At 58.3% G+C, this 23259-nt stretch carries 20 protein-coding genes; 10 read left to right on the top strand and 10 right to left on the bottom strand.

Going from position 1 to position 23259, the window contains the following annotated elements:
• Position 1 precedes the first annotated feature (1 nt).
• The 3 genes from EKH79_RS06640 to EKH79_RS06630 form a co-directional block, all read right to left on the bottom strand.
• Positions 2-2869, bottom strand: a complete 2868-nt coding sequence (locus EKH79_RS06640) for an FAD-binding and (Fe-S)-binding domain-containing protein (RefSeq protein ID WP_199754162.1) — start codon at positions 2867-2869, stop codon at positions 2-4.
• Between the two features lie 68 nt (positions 2870-2937).
• The gene (locus EKH79_RS06635) at positions 2938-3810 is read right to left on the bottom strand and encodes a fumarylacetoacetate hydrolase family protein (RefSeq protein WP_126672970.1); all 873 of its coding nucleotides are present in this window, start codon (positions 3808-3810) and stop codon (positions 2938-2940) included.
• 224 nt (positions 3811-4034) lie between these two features.
• Entirely contained in the window at positions 4035-4595 is a 561-nt protein-coding gene (locus EKH79_RS06630; RefSeq protein ID WP_126672969.1) for a c-type cytochrome, read from the bottom strand.
• 319 nt (positions 4596-4914) lie between these two features.
• Between EKH79_RS06630 and EKH79_RS06625 the strand changes: the two genes are divergently transcribed.
• The 4 genes from EKH79_RS06625 to EKH79_RS06610 all read left to right on the top strand — a co-directional run bounded on the left by EKH79_RS06625 (position 4915) and on the right by EKH79_RS06610 (position 11179).
• Positions 4915-5379: a hypothetical protein gene (locus EKH79_RS06625; RefSeq protein WP_126672968.1), complete on the top strand. Its 465-nt coding sequence runs from the start codon at positions 4915-4917 to the stop codon at positions 5377-5379.
• 75 nt (positions 5380-5454) lie between these two features.
• The gene (locus tag EKH79_RS06620) at positions 5455-6729 is read left to right on the top strand and encodes a TolC family protein (protein ID WP_126672967.1); all 1275 of its coding nucleotides are present in this window, start codon (positions 5455-5457) and stop codon (positions 6727-6729) included.
• The gene (locus EKH79_RS06615) at positions 6726-8009 is read left to right on the top strand and encodes an efflux RND transporter periplasmic adaptor subunit (protein ID WP_126672966.1); all 1284 of its coding nucleotides are present in this window, start codon (positions 6726-6728) and stop codon (positions 8007-8009) included. Before EKH79_RS06620 ends, EKH79_RS06615 begins: the two co-directional genes overlap by 4 nt.
• A complete protein-coding gene (locus tag EKH79_RS06610) occupies positions 8006-11179 on the top strand; it encodes an efflux RND transporter permease subunit (RefSeq protein WP_126672965.1) in 3174 nt (1057 codons plus the stop codon). The genes EKH79_RS06615 and EKH79_RS06610 overlap by 4 nt, the downstream gene beginning before the upstream one ends.
• Positions 11180-11239: 60 nt before the next feature.
• Here EKH79_RS06610 and EKH79_RS06605 read toward each other — a convergent pair whose 3' ends face one another.
• The 5 genes from EKH79_RS06605 to EKH79_RS06585 all read right to left on the bottom strand — a co-directional run bounded on the left by EKH79_RS06605 (position 11240) and on the right by EKH79_RS06585 (position 15757).
• Positions 11240-12175, bottom strand: coding sequence for a TraB/GumN family protein (locus EKH79_RS06605; protein WP_158621209.1), 936 nt, complete (start codon positions 12173-12175; stop codon positions 11240-11242).
• A gap of 224 nt (positions 12176-12399) precedes the next feature.
• Positions 12400-13275: a DMT family transporter gene (locus EKH79_RS06600; protein WP_126672963.1), complete on the bottom strand. Its 876-nt coding sequence runs from the start codon at positions 13273-13275 to the stop codon at positions 12400-12402.
• Positions 13268-14083 (bottom strand): DUF2182 domain-containing protein, encoded by an 816-nt coding sequence (locus EKH79_RS06595; protein ID WP_126672962.1) that lies wholly within the window; start codon positions 14081-14083, stop codon positions 13268-13270. The genes EKH79_RS06600 and EKH79_RS06595 overlap by 8 nt, the downstream gene beginning before the upstream one ends.
• A complete protein-coding gene (locus tag EKH79_RS06590; protein WP_126672961.1) occupies positions 14080-14682 on the bottom strand; it encodes a DUF1326 domain-containing protein in 603 nt (200 codons plus the stop codon). The genes EKH79_RS06595 and EKH79_RS06590 overlap by 4 nt, the downstream gene beginning before the upstream one ends.
• A gap of 208 nt (positions 14683-14890) precedes the next feature.
• A complete protein-coding gene (locus tag EKH79_RS06585) occupies positions 14891-15757 on the bottom strand; it encodes an alpha/beta fold hydrolase (RefSeq protein ID WP_126673087.1) in 867 nt (288 codons plus the stop codon).
• Positions 15758-16567: 810 nt separating this feature from the next.
• Between EKH79_RS06585 and EKH79_RS06580 the strand changes: the two genes are divergently transcribed.
• The 6 genes from EKH79_RS06580 (at position 16568) to EKH79_RS06555 (ending at position 20350) form a co-directional block, all read left to right on the top strand.
• Complete coding sequence (locus tag EKH79_RS06580; protein ID WP_126672960.1) at positions 16568-16930, top strand: ArsR/SmtB family transcription factor; 363 nt, start codon at positions 16568-16570, stop codon at positions 16928-16930.
• Positions 16931-16940: 10 nt separating this feature from the next.
• A complete protein-coding gene (locus EKH79_RS06575) occupies positions 16941-17405 on the top strand; it encodes an SRPBCC family protein (protein ID WP_126672959.1) in 465 nt (154 codons plus the stop codon).
• A gap of 181 nt (positions 17406-17586) precedes the next feature.
• Entirely contained in the window at positions 17587-18384 is a 798-nt protein-coding gene (locus EKH79_RS06570; protein ID WP_126672958.1) for an alpha/beta fold hydrolase, read from the top strand.
• 203 nt (positions 18385-18587) lie between these two features.
• Entirely contained in the window at positions 18588-18953 is a 366-nt protein-coding gene (locus EKH79_RS06565; protein ID WP_126672957.1) for a PadR family transcriptional regulator, read from the top strand.
• Positions 18950-19888, top strand: coding sequence for a sensor domain-containing protein (locus EKH79_RS06560; protein ID WP_126672956.1), 939 nt, complete (start codon positions 18950-18952; stop codon positions 19886-19888). Before EKH79_RS06565 ends, EKH79_RS06560 begins: the two co-directional genes overlap by 4 nt.
• Before the next feature lie 6 nt (positions 19889-19894).
• Entirely contained in the window at positions 19895-20350 is a 456-nt protein-coding gene (locus EKH79_RS06555; protein WP_126672955.1) for a DUF1579 family protein, read from the top strand.
• Positions 20351-20354: 4 nt separating this feature from the next.
• Here the strand turns inward: EKH79_RS06555 and EKH79_RS06550 are convergent, their stop codons facing one another.
• The gene (locus tag EKH79_RS06550) at positions 20355-21887 is read right to left on the bottom strand and encodes a DUF1800 domain-containing protein (RefSeq protein ID WP_126672954.1); all 1533 of its coding nucleotides are present in this window, start codon (positions 21885-21887) and stop codon (positions 20355-20357) included.
• Positions 21888-22055: 168 nt separating this feature from the next.
• Positions 22056-23252, bottom strand: coding sequence for a DUF1501 domain-containing protein (locus EKH79_RS06545; RefSeq protein ID WP_126672953.1), 1197 nt, complete (start codon positions 23250-23252; stop codon positions 22056-22058).
• Positions 23253-23259: the final 7 nt, after the last annotated feature.

Raw genomic sequence — 23259 nt, 5'->3', positions numbered from 1 at the left:
GTTAGAGCACCTCTGGACGGCTCAATTCCTCGAGCAGGAAAACAAACGACTCGTATGGTCGCCCCGTCGCATGCCGGAGGCCCATCTCACAGGTTCGGTTCGCCGAAACGTAGGCCTCGGCAGGGTGAGCATCCAGGACGGCTTTGACTTCGCGGGTCGACGAGACGACGAGTTCGGGATGCAGGAGGCCTCTATCCCCCGCCGTGCCGCAGCATGTCGTGCCGATCGGCACCTCGACATCGTCCGCCAAGTGCGCCGCAATTTGCTTGAGTGTCTTGGCCAATCCCAAATGCGTGATGGAGCAGGTTGGATGCACGGCGACACGCCCGAGCTTGCGCCGGATCGTCAACTTTGGAAGCAAGTCGCGACACCATGCAATCGAGTCGATGATGGTAAGACTCTCGTACTCGGCTTTGGTCTTTGCATCGAGTAGCGAAGCAATATCCTGGCTGAGCGCGAGAGTGCACGATGCCGCGTCAACGACGATCGGGAGCTTACCGTCGTCGCTCCATCGCAACATGGCGTCGGCGATGGATTTGGCCATGAACTCGTGGCCTTTCGGATACCCCTTCGATTTCCAGGGGGTCGAACAACACAGACCGATGGCGTCAGGCGGAATCCACAACGGTTTTCCGGCGCGTTCGGATAGTTCGACGAATGCCTCCGGCAATGAAGGCGAAGCCGGGCTATCCGGATCGCGGCCAAACATCCGGTTGATGCAGGCGGGAAAATACACGGCTGCGGCACCGCCCATTGGGGTCGACGGCAGAGCACGAGCAGATCGAGGCATAGGGCCAGGCACACTGGGAATCAGATCGGGACTAGCCACCGCTCGCGCAAGTCCAGTCAAACCCTTCAGCGGCTTGTATCCGAATACGGTGGAGAAGGCATGTGTGGCGGACAGGCCAACGCGAGCTAGCTTCTCGACCGAAGTCCAGTTCTTGGCGAGTCGTAGCGCGACGTTGTCGGCCGCCGGCGTAGTTTCCACCGCACGGAATTCGCGGATCAGGGCACCGGTGTTGATGCCGATCGGGCATGGAATTGCGCATGTACCGTCGCCCGCGCAGGTCTCGATGCCGTCGTACTGATATTCCTGCTGCAGCTGGGTAAGCATGGGTGATTCGGGTGATTGGCGAGCCATTTCACGCCTGGTCACGATACGCTGCCTTGGTGTCATGGTGACATTGCGGCTGGGACAAACCGGTTCGCAAAATCCGCACTCGATGCATTGCACGGAATCCGTGACGTTTTCGATCAACGGCACCGATTTCAAATTCTCCAGGTGGAGTTTTGCGTTGCGCGTCAGGATCACGTTCGGTCCGAGAATACCTTTGGGGTCGGCGAGCTCCTTGATTCGCCACATCATGGCGGTGGCCTTTGCGCCCCATTCCGATTCGACGAAAGGCGCCATGTTCAGACCAGTGCCGTGCTCGGCCTTGAGCGAGCCATCGTGCTTGCGGACGACAAGTTCGACGAGCTCTTTCATGAAGACCGCGTAGCGTTCGTGATCGTCTGGATTGCTAAAGTCCGCAACCAGCGTGAAGTGAAGATTTCCGTGCGCCGCATGACCCGCGACGCCAGGGATGAAGCCATGCTTGCTGAGCAATTCCTGGACGTCTCTCGCACCTTGCGCAAGGCGTTCTGGCGGAAAGCACACATCTTCGGTGATGAGCGTCGAGCCCTTCGGGCGAAGTTTGCCGACCAGCCCGAGCAGTCCCTCGCGCACATGCCATGCCAGCTCGACAGCTTCCTCCACGCTCGTGAACTCTACGGGATGGAGTAGATGGTTGCCGGAGGTCAACTCGATGACCTTGCTCTGCAAGACCTCGAGCGCTTGCGTGTCTTTGGCACCGAACTCTACGAGCAGAGCGGCAGCATTCGGATCGAGCGTTTTCCAGTAGCAAGGCGTGTTCGCGAAGGCATTGCCCGCGGCAGTGAGAGCAGGGGCGATCATCAACTCAACGGCGGTGGCGCCGAGACCAACGAGGCTCGGCACAAGGCCGACGGCTTCGTCGATGGTGGGTACCGGTATCCACGCGACACTGGTTACGTTGGGCGCGGGGACGGTGCTGATCACGGCCTCGGCAACGAATGCGAGCGTGCCCTCGGATCCCACGAGCAGCCGACGAAAGATTTCAAGTGGCGTTTCGCCGTCGAGCAGCGCGCAGAGCCGATAGCCATGAGTGTTCCGTATCGAATACTTTCGTCGCACACGGTCAGTCAGCTCACGATCGGCAAGCAGTTGTTCGCGAAGTACCAGCAGTCCTCGCGCCAGATCGGGTTCGGCTCGTTCGAATACCGCTTCCGCGTCGGGAGCCGAGGTGTCGATAACGGCGCCGGAGGCTGTTACGAACGTCATCGCCGAAACGGTCTGATAAGCGTCGTTCTTGACGGTGCAGCGCATGCCGCCCGAGTTGTTGGCGATCACGCCGCCGATGGTGCACGCATTCAGGCTCGCCGGATCCGGTCCTAGTCGTCGGCCGTATCGCGCAAGCATCGCGTTGATGTGCCCAAGGATCATTCCTGCACGCGCGCGCACTCGGAACCCATCGTTCTCCACTTTGGCACCGTACCAATGACGGCGCACGTCGATGAGCAGATCGTCCGATAGAGATTGACCGTTCAAGCTGGTGCCTGCGGCGCGAAGCGTCGCGTGCCTTCCGTTGTCGCGGCAATAGCGAAAGAGCTTGGCGATGTCATCGGTGGTTCGAGGCTGCACGACAACTTGCGGAATGAGTCGATAAGGGCTTGCATCGGAGGCAAACCGTACGAGATCGATGGCTCTATGGAGAACGTTCTGTTTTCCCAGCAGGGCGATGAGATCGGCCTTCAGATCAGTGGGTGTCCCGTCGACCAGCGAGGCGGACACTGCATCGCTCTTTGATGGCCCATTGCCGCGTCCTATGCGCGATGGGTTTGCGGAAAATAACTTTCTACTCATCGCGATGCCTCGTCGGGTGATTCGTGTTGGACGGTGTTGCTCAATACACCCATTCCCTCGATCTCCACTTCGAAGACATCGCCAGGCTTCATGAAAACAGGTGGTTTACGCGCTGCCCCAACGCCGCCGGGTGTCCCGGTGATGATCACATCGCCAGGCTCCAGACTGATCGCGACGCTGATCATTTCGATCAATGCCGGGACGCTGAAAATGAGCTTGTCGATCGATGAGTCCTGCATCACTTGACCGTTCAATCGGCCCTGAATGCGCAGGCCGTGAGCTCCTGGCGGCAAGGCGTCGGGCGTCACTAGCCAGGGACCGAATGCCCCTGTGCCATCGAAATTCTTGCCCATCGTCCATTGCGGTGTGCGCAGTTGAAAATCGCGGATCGTCGCGTCGTTGAAGAGGGAGTAACCCGCAACGTGATCGAGGGCTCTGTCCCGATTGATGCGTCGACCTCCGCGACCGATCACAACAGCGAGTTCTGCCTCATAGTCGAGCGTGTCGGATTCGCGTGGCAGACGGATCGGATCACGGTGAGCAATCAGACTGGTTGCGAACCGTGCAAAAATTTCCGGATAGACCGGTTTTTTGAGCCCGCTTTCCTCAAGGTGATCATCGTAGTTCAGACCGACACACAGGATTTTCGGTGGCTTGGGTACCGGAGGAAGTATCCGAACTTTGTCCAGATCGATGGTGGGTAGCAGCAGAAGGTCTCTGCCTGCGCGCAAGAGATCTGCCCCATTTGCAATCAGTTCGGGAAGCGTGCCTGGGAATCCGCTTTTGCGCTTCGTAAGACCGTGCCAACCCGAGCCGTCATTCGCCGCAATTCCGTGCTCGCCCCCTTTTTCGAAATGGACGATGCGCATCGGTTTCTCCTTCAGCGGCCAGCAGACACGTGCCCCCGCGCGATAGATTCATTCGGGCTACAGATATTGCTTAATTAAAAAGCTTCCGACGGAGCCGTTAGTCAAACGGTGTCGCGATATTGAGGTTGTGACCAACGCTAGCCCAGCGCCGTCTTTCTCGCTTGTACGAGATTGACCGGATATGTACAAAAGCTGCGCGATAGATTTCGATGCAACCTTCGTGATTACTTGTGTTGACCCATGGTCTTGGAGTCCATGTCCATGTCGTCGTCGGGCGGCGCTTTCGCAACGATCGTTTTATATTCTTCGGGGCTCAGAGTTGGCAGTTTTTGAAGGAATGCCACCATGCTCCAAATCGTGGCGTCGTCGTGGCTGGAACCCCACGCGGGCATCGCACTCATCTTGATGCCGTGCTTGATGACCCAGAACGCCGTTTTTGGATCGACATGCTGTAGAGCGAGGTTGGGCGGTTGCGGATACAGGCCGTGGCGAAGTTCCGAGTCGTCAACGCCGGGCGCGAGATGGCAGCCGGTGCACATGGCAGCGTATTGTCCTGCACCTTTCAGGATGACCTGCGGATCGTTCAGATCGGGCACGTTTTCGTTCTGGCTTCGAACTGCGATCGATCTGTCCCGTGCCATTTGTAAAACGGTATACGTAACAGGCCAATGCGGTGCATCGGCGCCCACGTCGTAGATTCCTGAAACGATGAATGCGCCCATGCCGAAGACCGAGACGACGGCAAGCGACACCATGTAGAGCAACCCTTTTCCAAATGTTTTCATCGTTGGTTTCCTTGGAACCGCGTATGTATACCCGGTTTGTTTGAAGCGGTGCTTGCGTGTGCGGCCATGGTCGGACAGTTCGGCTGCCCATTTCCTTTGACCTTACTGGGCACTGAGGAGGCATTGGATATTAACGATGGCCGCGTCGTCCGTTGAAGCCTGTCTGGACAGCAATAGGTCCTCTGTTTAGATGGCGTATGAACCTGGAAGTATCCGGACAACCGCACAGGCACAACTGTATGTGCGTGTAACCATTTGGGCTGGCGAGCGAAATTAGGGAAGAGCAGCTCTCCCGTCGGGCTGGAGTACAATCGTTTCCATGCCGCATCTGTCGATCCCGAAGTTGGGTCCAACCCGTTGGCGCCTGCGCGATATCCGTCGCGCGCGGCTGACGCGTTGGCTGCTGCTCGGGGGACTGCTGTTCATGATCGGATTGCAGTCAGCGCTCGCCGCGTATGTCTGCACCATGCCGGATGGCACGATGGGTCCGACGATGGCCATGGGTACGGCGGCGGCCGACCGGGCTATGGCGTCGACATGCCCGCAGATGAAGCATACGGCCGCGGATCGGGCGTTGTGCGCCAAGCACTGCGCCTCGGATGCGTCGGCGCCTACTGCGATTCATCCGTTATCTGTGCCACCAAGCATTTTGGTGGCGCTGCCTCCCTCGCCGACCTCTGCTGTTGCGTTGTCGTCGCCAATGACGGTCAATCAAAGGCAGCTTGATCGTCTCCGAGCACCGCCACCGCCGGCAAACCTTCTGTTCTGCTCCTTGTTGATTTAGCGAGCCGCGCTTCTCGTTGAAGCGTCGTCGTGCCCGTTTGGGCGCGATACCCGTTGGCTCCCAGGAGTAATCATCATGTTGCTGTCTCTGTTTACCCGTCGCTCGGTGGCGTCGGGATTGGCTGTCGTCCTGGGTGGGGCGCCGGTCTTCACGGCCTACGCGGCAGATCCGCCGTTAACCCTGGAAGCGGCAGTGCAAGAAGGCACAGCTCAAGCACCCGCGCTCATGGCACATCACGAACACGTTGCGTCGATGCACGAAGAAGCGGCTCGCGCGGGTCGTTTGCCTGATCCAACTTTGAATTTCGGTGTCGAGAATTTTCCCATCGACACATCGGGTGCTTTCAGCGTGCGCTCGGACCCTATGACGATGCGCACGATAGGCTTTACCCAAACGCTCCCCTCCCGCGCAGCACGTTCTGCCGATCGCGAAGTGGCGGATGCCGAGATCAAGGCCGCCGATGCTGAGGGCGCCGACACTATCCAATCGATCCAGGAACGTATTGCCGATGCCTGGATTGATCTGTGGGCAGCACAGCAAAAGCGCGCGCTACTTTCCGAGCTACACGCTGAAAATGCTTTGGCTGTGCAAATCGCGCAGGCGCGATTGAAAGGCGGCGCTGGCAGCGCGACCGATGCGCTAGCGACTCGCGCCGAAGCGGCAGCGCTCGACAATCGCGTGGAAGCCGCCGACGCGGACGTTGCAGTGGCGCAAGCAGGTCTGCAGCGATGGCTCGTGCATACCGCTACAGATCTTGGCGACGCGCCTGACTTCGGACGATTGCCAGTCGCGCCCGAGCATCTTGAACAAGCCGTCGACCAACAAGCTCCCATGCAAGTCTGGGAGGCGCGCGAGCAAGTCGCACAGGCCGCATTGGATCGGGCACGTGCCACCAAACATCCCGACTGGAGCGTGAGTTTCCTTTACGGACAGCGCGCGGGACCGCTCTCGGACATGGTGATGGTGCAATTTGGCGTGACGTTGCCGCTGTTCACACGCAATCGGCAGGACCGGACCATCAGTGCAAGGGAAGAGCAGTGGGAAGCGGCGCAGGACAACCATGAAGACGCGCGTCGTGAACAACAAGCCTTCGTAACGCGTACTGTCGCGAGTTGGCAGGGTTGGGCTCGTCAGATCCAGCGATATCAGGGCACGATGCTTCCCCTGGATCGCGATCGCACGAAAACAGCGCTAGCCGCCTACCGCGGGGGCGGTGCTTTGCAACCTTGGCTGGATGCTCGCCGCGACGAAATCGAACTGCGTATGACTTATGTCGATGCACTTACGGCACGCGCGCGCCTGTGGGCATCGCTGGCCTACCTGTTACCGACTTCGGAGAGCATGCCATGAAGCGTGTGCTGACTATTTTTGCGGCTATCACCATAGCGGCACTGTTACTTGCTATCGGCTACTTCAGTGGTCGATACACACCATCGTCTTCCACATCATTGGTTGCTGCGACATCCGAAGCGCAGGACAAAAAAGTTCTGTATTGGTACGACACCATGGTGCCGGAGCAGCATTTCGATCACCCGGGATTGTCGCCCATGGGCATGAAGATGGTGCCCAAGTACGCCGATGAAGGTGCTGATGCGAGCATTGTCCGGATTGATCCGACGACTGTTCAAAACCTTGGAATACGAACGGTCCCCGTGCAGCATCGGGTTTTGGCGTCGGTAAGCCAGGTTCCCGGCACGGTGACCTGGGATTTGCGGCAAGCCACCACGGTAAGTGCTCGTGTCGACGGTGTCGTAAGCCAGCTCTACGTGCGTGCTCCGTACACCGCTATCACGGCAGGTGAACCATTGGCGACGATGTTGGCGCCGGAATGGAATTCCGCCATCGCCGAATACAGCGCACTTCAGCAGGCCCAATCCTCCGACGCTAAAGCATTGCGTGCTGCTGCACGTCAACGCCTTGATGTCATGGGCTTGACCGACGCCGATATCCGAAGCGCTCACCGCAGTTCGACCGGCGGTATAACCGTGCACGCCACTGCAAGCGGCGTGATCACTGCTCTTGATGTACGAGAAGGGCAACGTGTAAGTGCCGGTCAGACCCTGATGACTGTGAATGGCTTGTCCACTGTTTGGGTTGAAGCCGCACTGCCCCAGGTGACTGCTGGAACGGTGCGTCATGGCACGCCCGTGACCGTTGTAGTGGATGCACTGCCAGGGCGCGAGTTCCGCGGCACCGTGGAAACCTTGCTGCCCGACATCGACACCATGACACGCACGCAACGCGCGCGCATTGTGCTTGATAATGCGGATGGAGCGCTGAGTCCAGGCATGTTTGCCTCGGTGCGCATTGCACCGGCGAACGGCGAGGCTGTGCCGGTCGTGCCAAGTGATGCACTCATTACATCGGGCTCTGAAGCGCGTGTGATCGTCGTGGAGGGGAACGGACACTTTCGCCCCGTATCCGTGCGCACAGGTCGTTCCTCGGAGGGATACACGGAAATTCTCGGGGGACTGCAGGGCAACGAAAAAGTTGTGGTGTCCGGTCAATTCCTGATTGATTCGGAAGCCAGCTTGTCCGGCGCACTCGATCGACTCGATACCCACTCCTCTCAACCTGCTCCGGCAGCGAGCGCTCCGATGTCGGGGATGCATATGGGAGATCAGCCATGATTGCCACGCTGATTCGTGCAGCCATTGCACACCGCGTGCTCGTATTGCTGGCTGCATTGGTTCTGGCCGCTGTCGGGGTGTATGCCACCATGCACACACCGATTGATGCGTTACCCGATCTTTCCGATACGCAGGTCATCATCCGTACCACTTGGCCGGGCCAGTCGCCGCAAGTGGTGGAGGATCAGGTCACTTACCCCCTCGCTACGACGATGCTTTCCGTACCCGGCGCCAAAGTCGTACGTGGCTATTCGTTCTTCGGGGATTCCTACGTCTATGTGTTGTTTGACGACAACACGGATCTCTATTGGGCGCGATCGCGTGTATTGGAGTATCTGAGCCAGGTTCGCAGTAGTCTTCCAGCCGGTGTAAACCCTGCGTTGGGCCCCGATGCAACGGGGCTGGGATGGATCTACGAGTACGCGCTGGTTGATCGCATCGGTAAACACGACCTGGGTCAGTTGCGTGCCATACAGGACTGGTTTCTTCGCTACCAGTTGAAGACGGTCCCGGACGTTGCAGAAGTAGCCAGTATCGGAGGCATGGAGCGCGCCTGGCAGGTCGTGCCCGATCCTCAAGCACTGGCGGCTCGCGGCATCACTGTCACCCAATTGATTGACGCGGTCCGTGCCGCCAATGGTGCGAACGGCGGCTCGGTCATTGAGCAAGGCGAAGCCGAAGTGATGGTGCGCAGCGAAGGTTATTTGAAAACGCGCAATGATTTCGAAAGCGTTCCTGTCGTCACCAGTAACGCCGGCATACCGGTGTTTTTGCGCGATGTCGCGACGGTACAACGTGGCCCTACGTTTCGGCGTGGCATAGCGGAACTGGATGGGCAGGGCGAGGTGGCCGGGGGTGTGATCGTACTGCGGTCGGGGAAGAACGCTCGAACCGCGATTGCCGCCGTCAAGGCCAAACTGACAGAGCTCCAGCGCAGTCTGCCAACAGGCGTAGAGATTGTGCCGACCTACGATCGGTCGCAGCTGATCGATGCCGCCGTAGAGAACGTCTGGGGCAAATTGCTGGAGGAGTTCCTGGTTGTCGCGCTGGTGTGTGCCTTGTTCCTTGGCCACATGCGATCGGCTTTCGTTGCAGTCATCACGCTGCCGTTGGGTGTGCTGGCCGCTTTCATCGTGATGAATTTGCAAGGCGTATCGGCCAACTTGATGTCACTTGGCGGCATTGCGATTGCCATCGGCGCGATGGTGGATGCCGCCATCGTGATGATCGAGAACACACACAAACATCTGGAACATTGGCGTGACGCGCATGATGGGCAAGAGCCGCAAGGTGCGACACGTTGGGAGCTTGTGGCGGAATCGGCGGCTGAGGTCGGGCCGGCGCTTTTCATCAGCCTGCTGATCATCGCGCTGTCGTTCGTGCCGGTGTTTGCGCTGCAGGGGCAGGAAGGCAAGCTGTTCAAGCCGCTTGCGTTCACGAAAACCTATGCGATGGCGGCTGCGGCGGGATTGGCGATCACGTTGGTGCCGGTGTTGATGGGCTATCTCGTGCGAGGCCGCATTCGCCATGAGAACGATAACCCGCTCAATCGCGGTCTGATGACACTGTATCGGCCGATTCTTGATGCGGTGCTGCGCTATCCAAAAACGACGCTCGCGCTGGCCGGCGCACTGTTGCTTAGTGCGGCAATACCCATGAGTCAGTTAGGCAGCGAGTTCATGCCTCCCATGGATGAAGGCACCTTGTTGTACATGCCCACTGCATTGACGGGGCTATCGGCAGACAAGGCCTCGCAGCTGCTGCAACTCACCGACCGCATGATCAAGACCGTTCCGGAAGTCGATCATGTTTTTGGCAAGGCGGGGCGCGCGGAAAGTGCTACCGATCCGGCGCCGCTGGAGATGTTCGAAACCACGATCAGCTTCAAGCCCAAGGATCAATGGCGTCCAGGGATGACGATGGCCAAGATCGAAGCCGAATTGGACAGGGCGGTGCGCGTACCCGGCTTGACCAACCTCTTCGTACCGCCGATTCGCAATCGGATCGACATGCTGTCCACCGGCATCAAGAGTCCGATCGGCATCAAGGTGCTAGGTACGGATTTGATGACGCTGCAAACTGTGGCCGATCGCATCGAGACCGTGGCCAAGAACGTGCCGGGAGTTAGTTCTGCGATTGCGGAACGCCCCACCAGTGGTCGTTACCTCGACGTGCATGTCCGTCGTGATGCCGCTGCGCGCTATGGGCTGACGCAAGACCAAGTGCAGCAGCTTATCGCGACGGTAGTCGGCGGCGATCCTGTTGGACAGACGGTTGAAGGACGCGAACGCTATCCCATCGTCGTGCGCTATCCGCGACTTGAGCGCGATTCGGTCGAAGCGCTGCGAGAATTGCCGATTCTCGCCAATGGAACACAACTCACGCTCGCGCAAGTCGCTGACGTCAACCTGGATGCGGGTCCATCCGATCTGAAAAGCGAGAACGGCCAGTTGGCGACGTATGTTTATGTCGATACGTTCGGCAGCGATCTGGGAACAGTCGTGAGCCGTTTACAGCGTGTCGTGGCAGAACAAGTTTCGCTGCCGCCCGGCGTGACGATTGCCTGGTCGGGACAGTTCGAATATTTACAGAGCGCCATGGAACGCCTGAAGCTCGTCGTACCGGCCGCGTTGGCGATCATTTTTGCGCTGATCTTCGTTGTGTTTCGTCGGTCGAGTGAAGCCGCCTTGATCATGGCGAGCGTGCCGCTCGCACTAGTCGGCGGACTATGGTTGATCTGGCTGCTCGGCCACGCGGTATCCGTAGCAACCATGATCGGTTTCATCGCACTCAGTGGCGTGGCGGCTGAATTCGGCGTCGTGATGCTGCTGTATCTTCGCCATGCGTGGGACAAGCAGCTTGCGCAGAATCCGCATGCGGGTGTTGCTGAACTCGATATGGCGATTCGCGAAGGCGCGGTGCAGCGTGTGCGTCCGAAAGCGATGACAGTGGCCGTCATTCTGGCAGGCTTGTTTCCGATCCTGCTCGGTCATGGTGCGGGCTCGGAGGTGATGCAACGCATCGCTGCGCCCATGATCGGCGGCATGCTAACGGCACCGCTTTTGTCAATGGTTGTGTTGCCCGCGGCGTTTCGACTGCTTGCATCGCACCGGATACGGAAGGCTTCAGAGGCGCAAGCTGTGCTTCAGTCCGCTTCTCCCCGGGGTTAAGTTCGTTGCTACATATTGGGTGGTGCGTGGACGCGCACCACCCATGGAATGGGCGACGCGTCAAACAGTAGTTACTTTGAGTCCATGTTCCCGTAAACGCGCGAGAACACTGTCAGGCCCTGCAACGTGGTAAAGGCCGACGACGACCAATGCAGGTTTCGGACTCTTCAACATTTCGTCAATGCGTGGCACCCAGCGCCCATTTCTCCCGATCACGTGTTTGTCGTACATGGCGGGTTGCGATGCTTTCATTCTGGCAACCATCTGCTCCGCACCACTCATGTCACCGCGTGCCCAGCGGGAATAGACCAGCTCGTTTTTTGCAGCCCCATCAAGAAGGTGATCCAGCGTGTATTGCAGATATTGAACATCTTCGGCTGCCGAAGATGTGCCCATGAAAGCAACCAGGTCATCAATAGATGGGAATTCGCTGGAAATAGTGATGCCGTCGTTTTTCGCCATCGGCATCAACACCTTTTCCGCCGTGCCGGCTTCCGGCAGATTCATGGCCGCGTAGTAGGCTTGCTCCACCGTAAATGCCGCGAACCACGGTCTGTATTGGGCCATACTATCCAATGGCACCTGCGCCAATTTCGCCGCTTCTGCCAAACGGCTTTGGTCTCTTTCACTCAACTTCGATAGCAGCGGCTTCGACTCGTCGATCCCGTATTGTTTGATGAGTACCTGTATGTCTTGATGCCGAATCAGGTTGGTTTCCGTCCATAACGCAGAACAGTTTTGCAACAAACCTTCTATCCGCGCGTCTTTCCAGATAGTTCGACGTGCTGGTGTTTCTCCCGTCAAAAATACCTTGCCGCCGTGCCCCTCCACCGTCCACAACGGCCAGTTCGAGGGAGCAGCCGCCCATCCAAGTTTCGACCATGAACTGGCTGCAACGGCAGCCAACCCGAGGCCCAGCAGCATCTGTCGCCTTGAAAGACAAACTGTGTCTGCTAGTTGCTCAAACCGCTCATTCTTTTCGAGAACATCTGTCATGAAAGCTTCCCTGTCACAGCCTTGATTGAAGATTCGCGCCTCCATAATTCAGCACTGGCAGCTTTTTGAGATGTGCCACTTAGCACCATGCCACTCGACACATAGCTGGCCCTGGTGGTTTGAACGGCGAAGCCCAGCTAGACAAGTGGATTGCCTGCGAGAGTTGGCTTCATAACCAAAGTGCGTACTCACAAGTGGGCGCCGCTCTACAACCATGTCCACCTTCAATGGTTCCGCGACCTGCTGGTCATCACCATCGCTATGCCCCCAAGAATCGCGGTAGAAGCGACAATCAGGCGCGGAGTGATCGCTTCCGATAGGAACAGCACTCCGCCAAATGCCGCGATCAGCGGCACGGACAGCTGTACGGTGGCGGCGCGCATGGCAGAAAGCCTGCTCAAGGCTGCATACCAGATGACATACCCGATGCCCGACGTGAGTGCGCCGGATGCAACGCTCAGAGCGACACCGGCCGCATCCGTGTAAGCGCGGGCGTTGACGATGAAAAGCAAGCTCAGCAAGGGAACAAGCAACGCAGCCCTCGCAAAGTTTCCCGCTGCTGCGGCAAGAGGGTCGGTCAGGCGGCGGCCGCGCAATGAGTACACGCCCCACGCCACGCCAGCGATCGCCATCGACGCAGCGCCGAGGAGCGGTGGCGCTGCGATACCCGGCGACACCAGATAGCAAAGCCCAGCGACGGCCAATGCGAGACCGAACCACGCGACGTACCCGAATTTTTCGCCGGAGCGCACGCCAACGCTGAGCATGGTCAATTGAACCGCGCCGAACAGAATCAATGCTCCCGTGCCTGCCGACAACGTGAGATACGCGAAGGAGAAGAACGCGACATACGCAAACAGCATGGTCGCAGCGAGCCAGTCGGCATGGCGGGGCGAGGATCGCTCCGGCCGGAGTCGAACGATGACAGCGAGCATGATCGCCCCGGAAACGAGCCTGATGGCGGCAAAACTGACCGGATCGATTTCGTGTCGTTGCAATGCAAACCGGCACAATAGCGAATTGGCCGCGAAGGCGAGCATCGCCAGCGTAGTGAAGACGGTCGTCTGCAAGATGAGCAGTCCGCCGCGTGTTTCATGCATGGGTCGCCACCAGAACGACTGCCCACGACAGCAACGCAACGCCGAGGGGCGCGCTGAGATGCTTGCCCCAGCGCACGTTTTTTTCGATAGCCATCACGGCTGCAAGCAAGAGCATCCACCCGAGGCTGCCGGTACCGAGAGCGAACATCAATAGCATCAGCGCCCAGCAGCAGCCGACGCAGAATAAACCGTGATGCGCGCCAAGCGCGAAGGCTTGCCGTGCTCGCGCTTGCCCACGCCAGTGTTCAATGACGAAGCTCAACGGCGTACGGCATTTTTCCAGACACCGGTATTTGAGCTTGCTGAACTGAAATACGCCGGCCAACGCAATGATGGCGACACCAATCAGCCATCCATTCCACGCCAGCGTGGGTACGCTTGCGAGCACGGACAGCAGTACAGTGTGAAGTGCATGCGCCAGGAGTCCGAAGGCTCCCCACACCGTGATATAGCCAAGGCCGAGCAGCGTAAGGAGACGTCCATGGTCTGGTCGCTCGCCCGTCAACCGGTCGAAGGTATTGAACAGTGGCAACGTGGTGGGCAACATCATCGCCATTGTCATGAGGATCCACGCGACGGCCTCGAGTAACACGGGCACGACCACGTTGCCACCCGGAACGACACGACACAAAAACGCAATCGATCCTGAGGCTATCCAGTTACCGTGTTCGATATAGCGTCCATAAGGACTGCGCGTCCACGCCCACAACGCAACCCAAGCGAAAGCAACCAGCGCGGCGAGGATTGGCACGAACACGCGAACATGGCGCGAAGCGCCAAGCGGCGAAGGGCCTGCCGTTGAGTTCATGCGTCGAAGACGAACGTGCTCTGCAGGGCGTTGTGATTCTTGATGTCGAGATTGATGCCGAGGGCAGCGTTTCTGGATCGATAAGTCGGAGCCTTGCCGACAAACACCGGCGCCCCGGGCACGGTTGAAAACACGGTATCGGACAGCGTGGTCTGGCCACCGGTCGCGCCGAGATAGGGTTCGAGTTCGGCGTAGTAGTTCGTGCCGATCTCGAGTTCGCCCTTACCCGAAACCACCGTGAACCGGATGGGCGCTCGCTCCACCGATACGACCTGGCCGATGAGCTTGGCGAGATCGGCGACCGGTCCGCCGGCCTGGCCGGTGTAGACCTTTAGCAGTGCCTCTTCCTGTGCTTTTGAAGCTTGGTCGCCGATGTAGATCGCGGCAGTCCAGTTGCCTTGCAGAATGTTGCCGGGCACATGGGCCACGGCCGCGATGGTATTGCCGGCAACATCGACACCGTCGACCACTCCCTTGTCGATATGCCAGGCGACAATGGTGTCGCACGTACCGTTGTCAGGATCTTCGCCGATCCAGCAGGGGCATAGGACCTTGCAGTTGCAAACTTCGAGCAGACGACCTTCCAGGTGATAGCTCATACGAACCTCCAATGAAGGCACGCGAACACCAACACGCCGCTTTGGCACAGCGGTGCGAAGGGGGTATCGATTCTCCTGCCGCGGGTTTGGCCAAGTCAAGTTTGATTGCGAGCAGCGACGGATTGATACGGAAATACACGAGAAAACCCGTGACTGCTAATCGGAGTATCAGTTCGAGTCTTGCCTGTGATGCCGGATCGTAAGCACCTTAGGAAACGTCCTTTACTTTCCGCTTTAGAAAGTCACGTATGTAATCGGCAATATCACGCGCATTCGTCTCAAGCGCGAAATGTCCGGTATTCAACAAATGCACTTCGGCTTCCGGAATGTCACGCTTATAGGCCTTTGCGCCCGCGGGAAGGAAGAATGGGTCTTGGTCGCCCCATACCGCGAGCAATGGCGGTTGATGCTCGCGAAAGTAGGCTTGCCATGCCGGATAGGAGGCGACGTTGGTGCGGTAATCCAGCACGAGGTCAAGCTGGATATCATCCATTCCCGGGCGGCTCATGTATGCAATGTCGAGGGTGTAGCCGTCGGGCGATACCTTCAGGGGATCGGCTCCATGCAAATACTGCATACGTATCGCTTCGGGTGAAAGAGCATCGCGGCACGCTTCTCGTGTCTTCTCCGACGGGGCCCGCCAATACGCTTGATAAGGACCCCAAACGTTGCTCAAACCATCTTCGTAGGCATTGCCATTCTGGCTGATGATTGCCGTCACGCGCTCGGGATGAGCAACTGCGACACGAAAGCCGGTGGGTGCACCATAGTCGAAAACATATAGCGCATATTTCTTGAGGTTCAATGCGTTCGTGAAACCAATGACGATCTGCGCAAGATGGTCGAACGAATAGTCAAATGTTCCACGCGGGGGTGCCTTCGTATTGCCAAAGCCCGGAAGATCCGGGGCGATCACATGGTAATCGTTAGCCAGCAACGGAATGAGGTCACGGAACATGTGACTGGCGGTCGGGTATCCATGCAAGAGAAGTAGCACCGGTGCGTCCAGGCGACCCGCTTCACGGTAGAAGACGTCGACGTCTTCCACTTTTTGCATTTTATATAACGTGGTCATGGTGACATGTTCCTGTGGAGGTTTCGCAGGACGAGATCGGTCGCTAGAAACCTCTGAGCGATCGAACGCATTCGATATGCGATCTACGGCGAGAGCGAGTGATCCGATAATGGTCGCTGTCAAAAAATCGCGACGCTTCGCATTTAGCTGGCCCGGCGCATGGAAATTTTTATTCATGACTTGTGACCTTCGTGACGGATGTCGCTGCTTTTCTGGTAGCTCGTCGTATTCATGTCATGCGGAACGCAACAATGACATTTTCCAGCGGCACCCATTCTCCGAATATGAAGTGAAGGAGGTCTTTAAGCTTTTCATCGAGTGCGATCGTGCGTCGCGACAAAGGCTGAGTTGCCAAGTAGGGTGCGGCAATACACGTCAAGATGCATCATACGAAAGGGCTATTTCTTGATCGATGCGAGATCGCTTTTTTTGCGCTAACCACTGACACCAAAATGTGTGCGTTTTTCGAAACCAAGGTCTGTGCAGTTTGAGGTGCGTACGTACTTTGCTGACCAGTGGACAGCTAAGTCTGTGCACTTTAAATAAAACATTATTTAGAATTCGTGGCGCTCGCCTTAAGCAACCCTTCGATGACCAAAGTTTGTGCTGAAACCTTTGGCAGAGCGTCCACTTTCGGCCCTGAGGAGTCATTCGACGTCTTGATCTGACTGCCACAAAGCCGCCTGTCGGAACCTTGCCCGCGCGCGGCATGTGCAGTTTGGGTTCGGAGCGGCAGAGGAGCTGCGTGCGATTTGCGCCCGTGGGGTCATCCGCTTGCAAATCCCCCATGTGCGTCTTACAGTGAACCATATGGTTCACTATCAAACACGCCTCGACACAACGTTCGCCGCGCTCTCCGATGTCACCCGACGCGGCGTGCTGGAGCAGCTCGGGGGTTCAGAAGCCTCAATTACCGACCTTGCCCAAAGGTTTCACATGACCCTCACGGGCATGAAGAAGCACGTCAGCATCTTGGAGCAGGCGGGACTCGTGATCACGGAGAAGGTTGGGCGCGTACGAACCTGCAAGCTCGGACTGCGCCGGCTGGAAGAAGAGGCCGCCTGGATCGAGCAGCACCGCCAACTATGGAGCGCGCGTTTCGACGCGTTGGACGAGATTGTCGAGAACTTGAACCGCAAGGAGAAGGCAAATGCCAGAAGCAAGAGAAAGTAGTTCCGCCGTCATGAACCGCACCGTTGTGGAGCGCAAGTCCGACCGCGAATTCGTCGTGACACGAACGTTCAACGCCCCGGCGCATATCGTGTTCGAAGCGTGGAGCAAACCCGAATTGTTCAAGATTTGGTGGGTTCCGAAGTCGGTGGGCATGTCGCTGGTCTCGTGCGACATGGATGTTCGCACCGGGGGTACGTATCGCCTCGTGTTCAGCCATCCGGACTTCGATCAACCGATGGCGTTCTTCGGCACGTACAAAGAAGTAACGCCGCACAAGCGTCTCGTATGGACGAACGAAGATAGCGATCAGGGCGCCTTGACCACGGTAACGTTCGAAGAAAATGCCGGCAAGACGCTGGTCATTTTTCACGAACTCTACCCAACGACGGAAGCCCTTGAGGAAGCCCTCGCCGGTTCGGCGGAAGGCCTGCCCGAACAGTTCGCGCAGCTGGATGAGTTGCTCGCAGGCAGATAGTGAACACACCGCGGCCACGTGCGCATGGAAAGGATGGCGATGAAACACACGATCGCTAGCCGCGCTGGCCCAGTCGGCGCCGCATGAGGACGATATGCTCAGACGCGATTTCCTGAAGACTGCCATGGCGACCGCAGTGCTGACTGCGGTCCTTCCCGTTCGAGCCAAGGAGACTCTCACCATGTCGAATCAGCATGTTGCCGACGTCAATGGTCAGCATCTCTTTTACAGCGTGCATGGCGCCGGCAAGCCGCTCATTCTTCTCCACGGTGGCATCGACCCGGACAGCTTCGGGAGCAATCTGGCCGAACTGGCCAAGAGCCGGCAGGTGATCGCCGTCCATCTCCAGGCACATGGGCGCACGCCAGATACGGACAGGCCACTGCGCAGTGAAACGATGGGCGACGACATTGCCGCGCTGATCGGCCATCTGAAACTCGGCAAGGCCGACGTCATGGGCTACTCACTGGGCTCCAGCGTCGCGCTGCAGACCGCTATCCGTCATCCGGACGTGGTTAACCGGCTCGTGCTCGTGTCTGCGGCAATGAGGCAGGACGGCTTTTATCCGGAGGTGGTAGTGGCCTTCAAACAGTTGGAGGCCAACGCTGCCACGTTGGGCCCTGGCGTCAAAGCATCGCCGTTAGGGCAGACCTATCCCAATGTCGATTGGACCAACCTCTTCAGGAAGGTCGGCGACATGACCAAACGTTCCTTCGACTGGAGCGCCGAGGTCGCCAAGCTTCAGGCGCGCACACTGCTGGTCTATGCCGACGCTGACGCCATCCGGCCCGAACACATGGTCGAGTTCTGGAAGGCGTTGGGCGGCGGCCAGCGCGATGCCGGAATCGATGGCTCTCTGCGGCCCGCAAACGAGCTCGCCATCTTGCCGAATACCACCCACTACACGCTCCCCGTCGCCCCGTTGCTGCCGGAGATCGTCGAACGCTTCCTCGGCGCTGCATCGAAGGCAGTAGCCTAGGAACCCGCGAAGCGCTCGCGGAGCTATCAAAGTGCAGGACAGTAGTGTGCCTCCTTCGATGTGTTGAACAATCGGACAACCGGTACATACATGGGTGTTGTGCCCGATGGACGCACCCCTGAGAGCCATGACTTCAGGCCCATGCACTAGTGTGAGGTTCACACTACAGTGCACTCCATCATAAGTGGAAGAGCGGGTCAGCCGTGGACGATAACGCGGGCCAACTCAAGAAATTTCAGAAAGAGCTTTCTACCGGCACGGTATCGCTGGTGTTGCTGGCGGTGCTCGGGCAGTCGCGGCAGCCGATGTATGGCTATCAGATTGCCAAGCGTCTGGAGGAGCTGGGCGAAGGTGCGCTGGCGGGCAAGCAGAGTGCGCTTTACCCCGTGCTGCGAAATCTGGAAGCGGCCGGCTTGTTGGGGAGTGAGGTGGAGCCCTCGGTGAGTGGGCCGCCGCGCCGTTATTACCGCATTACGAAGTATGGCCGCGAAGTATTGCGAGAGTGGATCGTGGCGTGGGAAGGCACGCGCGATTCGGTTGATAAAGTTCTGCAAGGAGAATGGCGATGACGACACGTCCAGATCTAACGCCGCGCACGATCGCGGAATATCTGGATCAGCTGCGCGCCGCGTTGCGTGGCGCCGATCCGGCGTTGATTCAGGATGCACTGTACGACGCAGAAGAACATCTGCGCGCAGAGTTGGCCGAACAGCCTGGGCGCAGCGAAGCGGACATGCTTGCCAGGGTAGTGAGCAGTTATGGTGCTCCGGACGAGGTCGCGGAGATTTACCGCGATCAGGAAATCAAGATTCAGCGTGCACTACGTCCGCCGCCGGTGCCGAAGCGGCGCTCGCTCGGTGGCAAGTTTTTTGGCGTCGCAGCCGATCCGCGTACTTACAGTGCGTTGTTCTACATGGTGCTGTCATTGGCGACAGGTATTTTCTATTTCACCTGGACGGTAACGGGTATTTCGTTGTCGCTGGGTCTGGGGGTGCTGATTATCGGCATCCCGTTCATCATGTTGTTCTTCGGCTCGGTACGCGTGTTGTCGCTAGTGGAAGGGCGCATGGTGGAATCGATGTTGGGTGTGCGCATGCCGCGTCGTCCAGCGTTCTCCACGCAAGGGATGTCGATATGGAAGCGGATCGGTGCGATGTTTACCGACCCGCGTAGCTGGAGCACGCTGTTCTACATGCTGATGATGCTGCCGCTTGGCATCATCTATTTCACGCTTACGGTCACGCTGCTTAGCATCTCGTTGGGGTTTACAGCGGCACCCTTAGTCAAGCTCGTCGCGAGCATGTCCGGATTTCAGGACAGCTGCAACGGTCCTGACTGGGTGTGCAATGGCATCCTGGTGTTGAACGGTTGGCCTGCCGCTTTCATCCTGTGCATCATCGGCGTGCTGCTCTTGTTCACCACTTTGCACATGGTGCGTGCCATCGGACGTCTACATGGTCAGATGGCGAAACATCTGTTGGTCGCCGGAGCCGTGAAGGAGTAAGTACAGATGACCTCGACAGAAGGCAACGGCGTCCTTGCTGCACTGGCGGGTGAATGGCTGGGCGAGGAACAGATCGCTACAACCCGCTGGGGCGAAGGCGGCCCCGCGACGGCGAAAGTGAGTGCGCGTTTCGAACTCGGCGGCAAAGCCTTGCTGCAGGACTATCGTGAAGAACGCGACGGCAAGCCATCGTTGCAGGCGCATGCGATTTTCGTAGCGGGCGCGGAACCGGGCGAATACGCGCTTTACTGGTTCGATAGTTACGGCTTTACGCCATCGCATCCCGCGCTGGGGCATTGGGATGGAACGCAGCTGGTTTTCCTGCGCACGTCATCGCGTGGGCAAACGCGTCACATCTACCGGCCATCCGAAGAGGGGGACTACCAGCTCACGCTGGAAAGCTCTTTCGATGGGGGCGTGCATTGGGAACGTGTTATGCACGGCGAATATCGCCGCGCATGAACGATCAACGGTAGTTCATGTCCGGCGATGAGAGCAGGAATGTGTTCCATTCCTGCTGTGACGTTGCCTTCGCAAGGGCATCGTGCGTGGCCGGCGAAAGATACGGTTCGATCGCGTCGTAATAAAGACGTGTCGTCAGCATTGGAAAACCCGCGCCGCGCTGGGTACTTCCCACGGGCGTGAACAGCTGGTTGTTACCCGTGCCGATGGCGCGTGCGATGTCGAATCGTTTCGCCATCTGTCCGGAACTGGACCAACTGATGTTGTCCAGCGGCCAGCCGTCCGGCGTAATACGCCCAAACAACGGTTGATCGAGTTGATTGAGCCAGCCCACCATCGGTTGCGCGTTGACGATCGGCGTGCCGTCATAGCCCAGCCGCACGGACGATACGACGAACTGCATCGGATCCTTGAACTTCTTGCCTGCGTTGCTGATCAGGTCGCGTGACTGGAACATGACGCGCATAACCTCTGCGATGTCGCCGTCACTATGGCGGAAAGTGCGCGCCATTTTCGCCACCAGGTCCGGTGGGGGATTGTCGGAGATAAAATATTCGGCGAGCTTGCGTGAAATGAATTGCGCGCAAGCTGGTTGCTTCACGATCAAATCTACAGCTTGTTGCACTTCGTCAAAGCCGCTGCCCTTGATGGTTTTGCCGAGCAGCACCTTGTCGCTGAAATCGTGCCGTTGCGGATTGAATTCGAACAAACCATTGCGAACGACGAGCGGCGCGACCTTCGGACCGAATTTCTCGGGTTTGCCGTTGGTGGGAGCAATGCCGACACCAGTAAGTATCAACGCCAGTTGCTGCACGTCCTGCTGCGTGTATCCCGAGTTGACGCCGAGCGTGTGCAGCTCCATCAATTCGCGCGCGTAGTTTTCGTTGACGTGGCCTTTCGCGTTCTGTGCGTTGTCGAGAAATTCCAGCATGGCCGGACTTTCCAGCGTGGCCATCACCAGATCGCGGAATTTGCCTAGCGCATGCGGGCGGATCGCATTCTGTTCGTAATCGGCCAGTTCCCAACGCACGCGTCCTTTCTGGGCATAAACGCTGAAATGATTGAGCCAGAACCACGCCAGTTGTTCCTTGAGCTGGTTGGGCCCGTAGATGGCATGCAATAGCTCCGCTTGTTGCGCTTCCTGTCCGAGTTTGTTGCCGCGTGCCTGCAGGGCTTGATTGGCGGCTACTTTGGTAGGGCCGTCGAGCATGGCTTTAATTTGCTGCTGCTCGTCTTGAATGGACGTCAGCAACTGATCGAGCGGTGTGTAGAAGGATTCGTAGGATGCAATTTGCGCTGCGACCGGCGCAGGCAAGCTATCGCCGAGGCGATCATCCAGCTGCTTTTCCAGCATGGTTTTGCGGCCGAGTGCGCGGTATTGCGCCACGGTTGCCGTATCCAATCCGAAAGCATCGCGCCGCAGCCACGCCGCATCCTCCTGGCTCAGCGTGGCGTTGCTGCTGGATGCCTGCGTAACGGTAGGGGCAATAAGTAAGGTTATCGACAGCGACAGGGCGGCAAGAGCGGTTGGACGCATGCGGCGAGTCTCTCGGGTTTTGGCTCGTCCCGCAGGCTTGCGGGGAGGGCGGCAGAAATAACCTGGCGCAGGGATTCTGCCACATCGTCATGACCGTCTGCGCCGACGTGTTTCACAGCGGCGCAGACGATCAATGACGGTTGACGGTTTGATTTGGGGTGCGCTGCATCACACCAGTTGCAGATCGCGCGGGCGCGCCTGCGGGAACACCGTCTGCAGACGATTGCCTTGCAGTCCCCAGATGCGGCCGAGCAATCCGCTGTACACGTCGCGGTAGTTGTTGAGTACCTTGTAGTCGCGATTCTGCAACAGGTTTTCTTGCGTGACCGCAATCTGTTCACCCGCGATGCGGCCGCCGTTGACCTTGCCACCAAGCACCCAGTGCACGGTGCCATGACCGTGATCAGTCCCATGGTCGCCGTTTTCACGGAACGTGCGGCCGAATTCGGAAACGACTACCACTGTCGTGTTGTTCCATTCATCGCCCAGCGTGTTGGCATAGGCAGCAAGGCCTTCACCCAGATTGCGAAGATTGTTGGCGAGACCGCCCGTGACATTGCCTTGATTCACGTGTGTATCCCAACCGCCGACGTCGACAAAGCCCAAGCGATATTGATCGCGCATCAACGTGGCGATGCGCTGCGTTTCCTGCGCAAAACCCGATGCACTTGGCGCGCCGCGGCTGGCCGCGACCATTTCGTTCTGGAGATCCATCGACACCGTTGAACGCAGGCTCAAACCATCGGCTGCAGCCGATGCCAGCGACGTGTTCTTGTACATGCCGGCGAGAATGGAGGCCTGGCGATCGTCAAAGTGCGCCTTGGTGTCGCCCTTGAGCGAGATATTCGGAATGTCCTTGCTCGCGCCCTGGAAACTCAGCGGTAGGCTGTTGGTAAACGCGATGGCCGGAACGCCCGTGAGTACGCTGGAAAGGCGTGCCATGAAGCCCGAGCGGAAGTTGCTGCCCTGGTCCTGCGGCTGGCCGCGTTCGATGTTGTCTTGCGTTTCAAAGTGACTGCGCGACAGATCGTCCGTACCTGCGAATGGAATGAAAGCGATTTGCTTCTTCTGCCACAGCGGATAGATCGAATCGCGCAATACCGGATTCAAACCCCAGTTGGAATCCAGCGCGATGGCGCTGTTGGACGAGTTGTCGGGCTTCGCGATCGCAATCGTCGGACGCGATTCGTAATAGAAATCGCTGCTGTAGGGCACGAGCATGTTGTTGCAGTCGTAGCCGCCACGCAGAAACACAAACAGAAAGCGCGGCGAGTTTGTCGGCGTGGCAAACAGGCGGCCGGAGAAAGAGAGCGCTGGCAATGTGGCAGCAGCACCTGCAGCAAGGAGAAATTCGCGACGGTTCATGGCGTGC

Source organism: Dyella dinghuensis, assembly GCF_003977615.1.
Classification (GTDB): domain Bacteria; phylum Pseudomonadota; class Gammaproteobacteria; order Xanthomonadales; family Rhodanobacteraceae; genus Dyella_B; species Dyella_B dinghuensis.
Note: the sequence above shows the minus strand (reverse complement) of the source record. Positions and strands in the feature narration are given on the sequence as shown.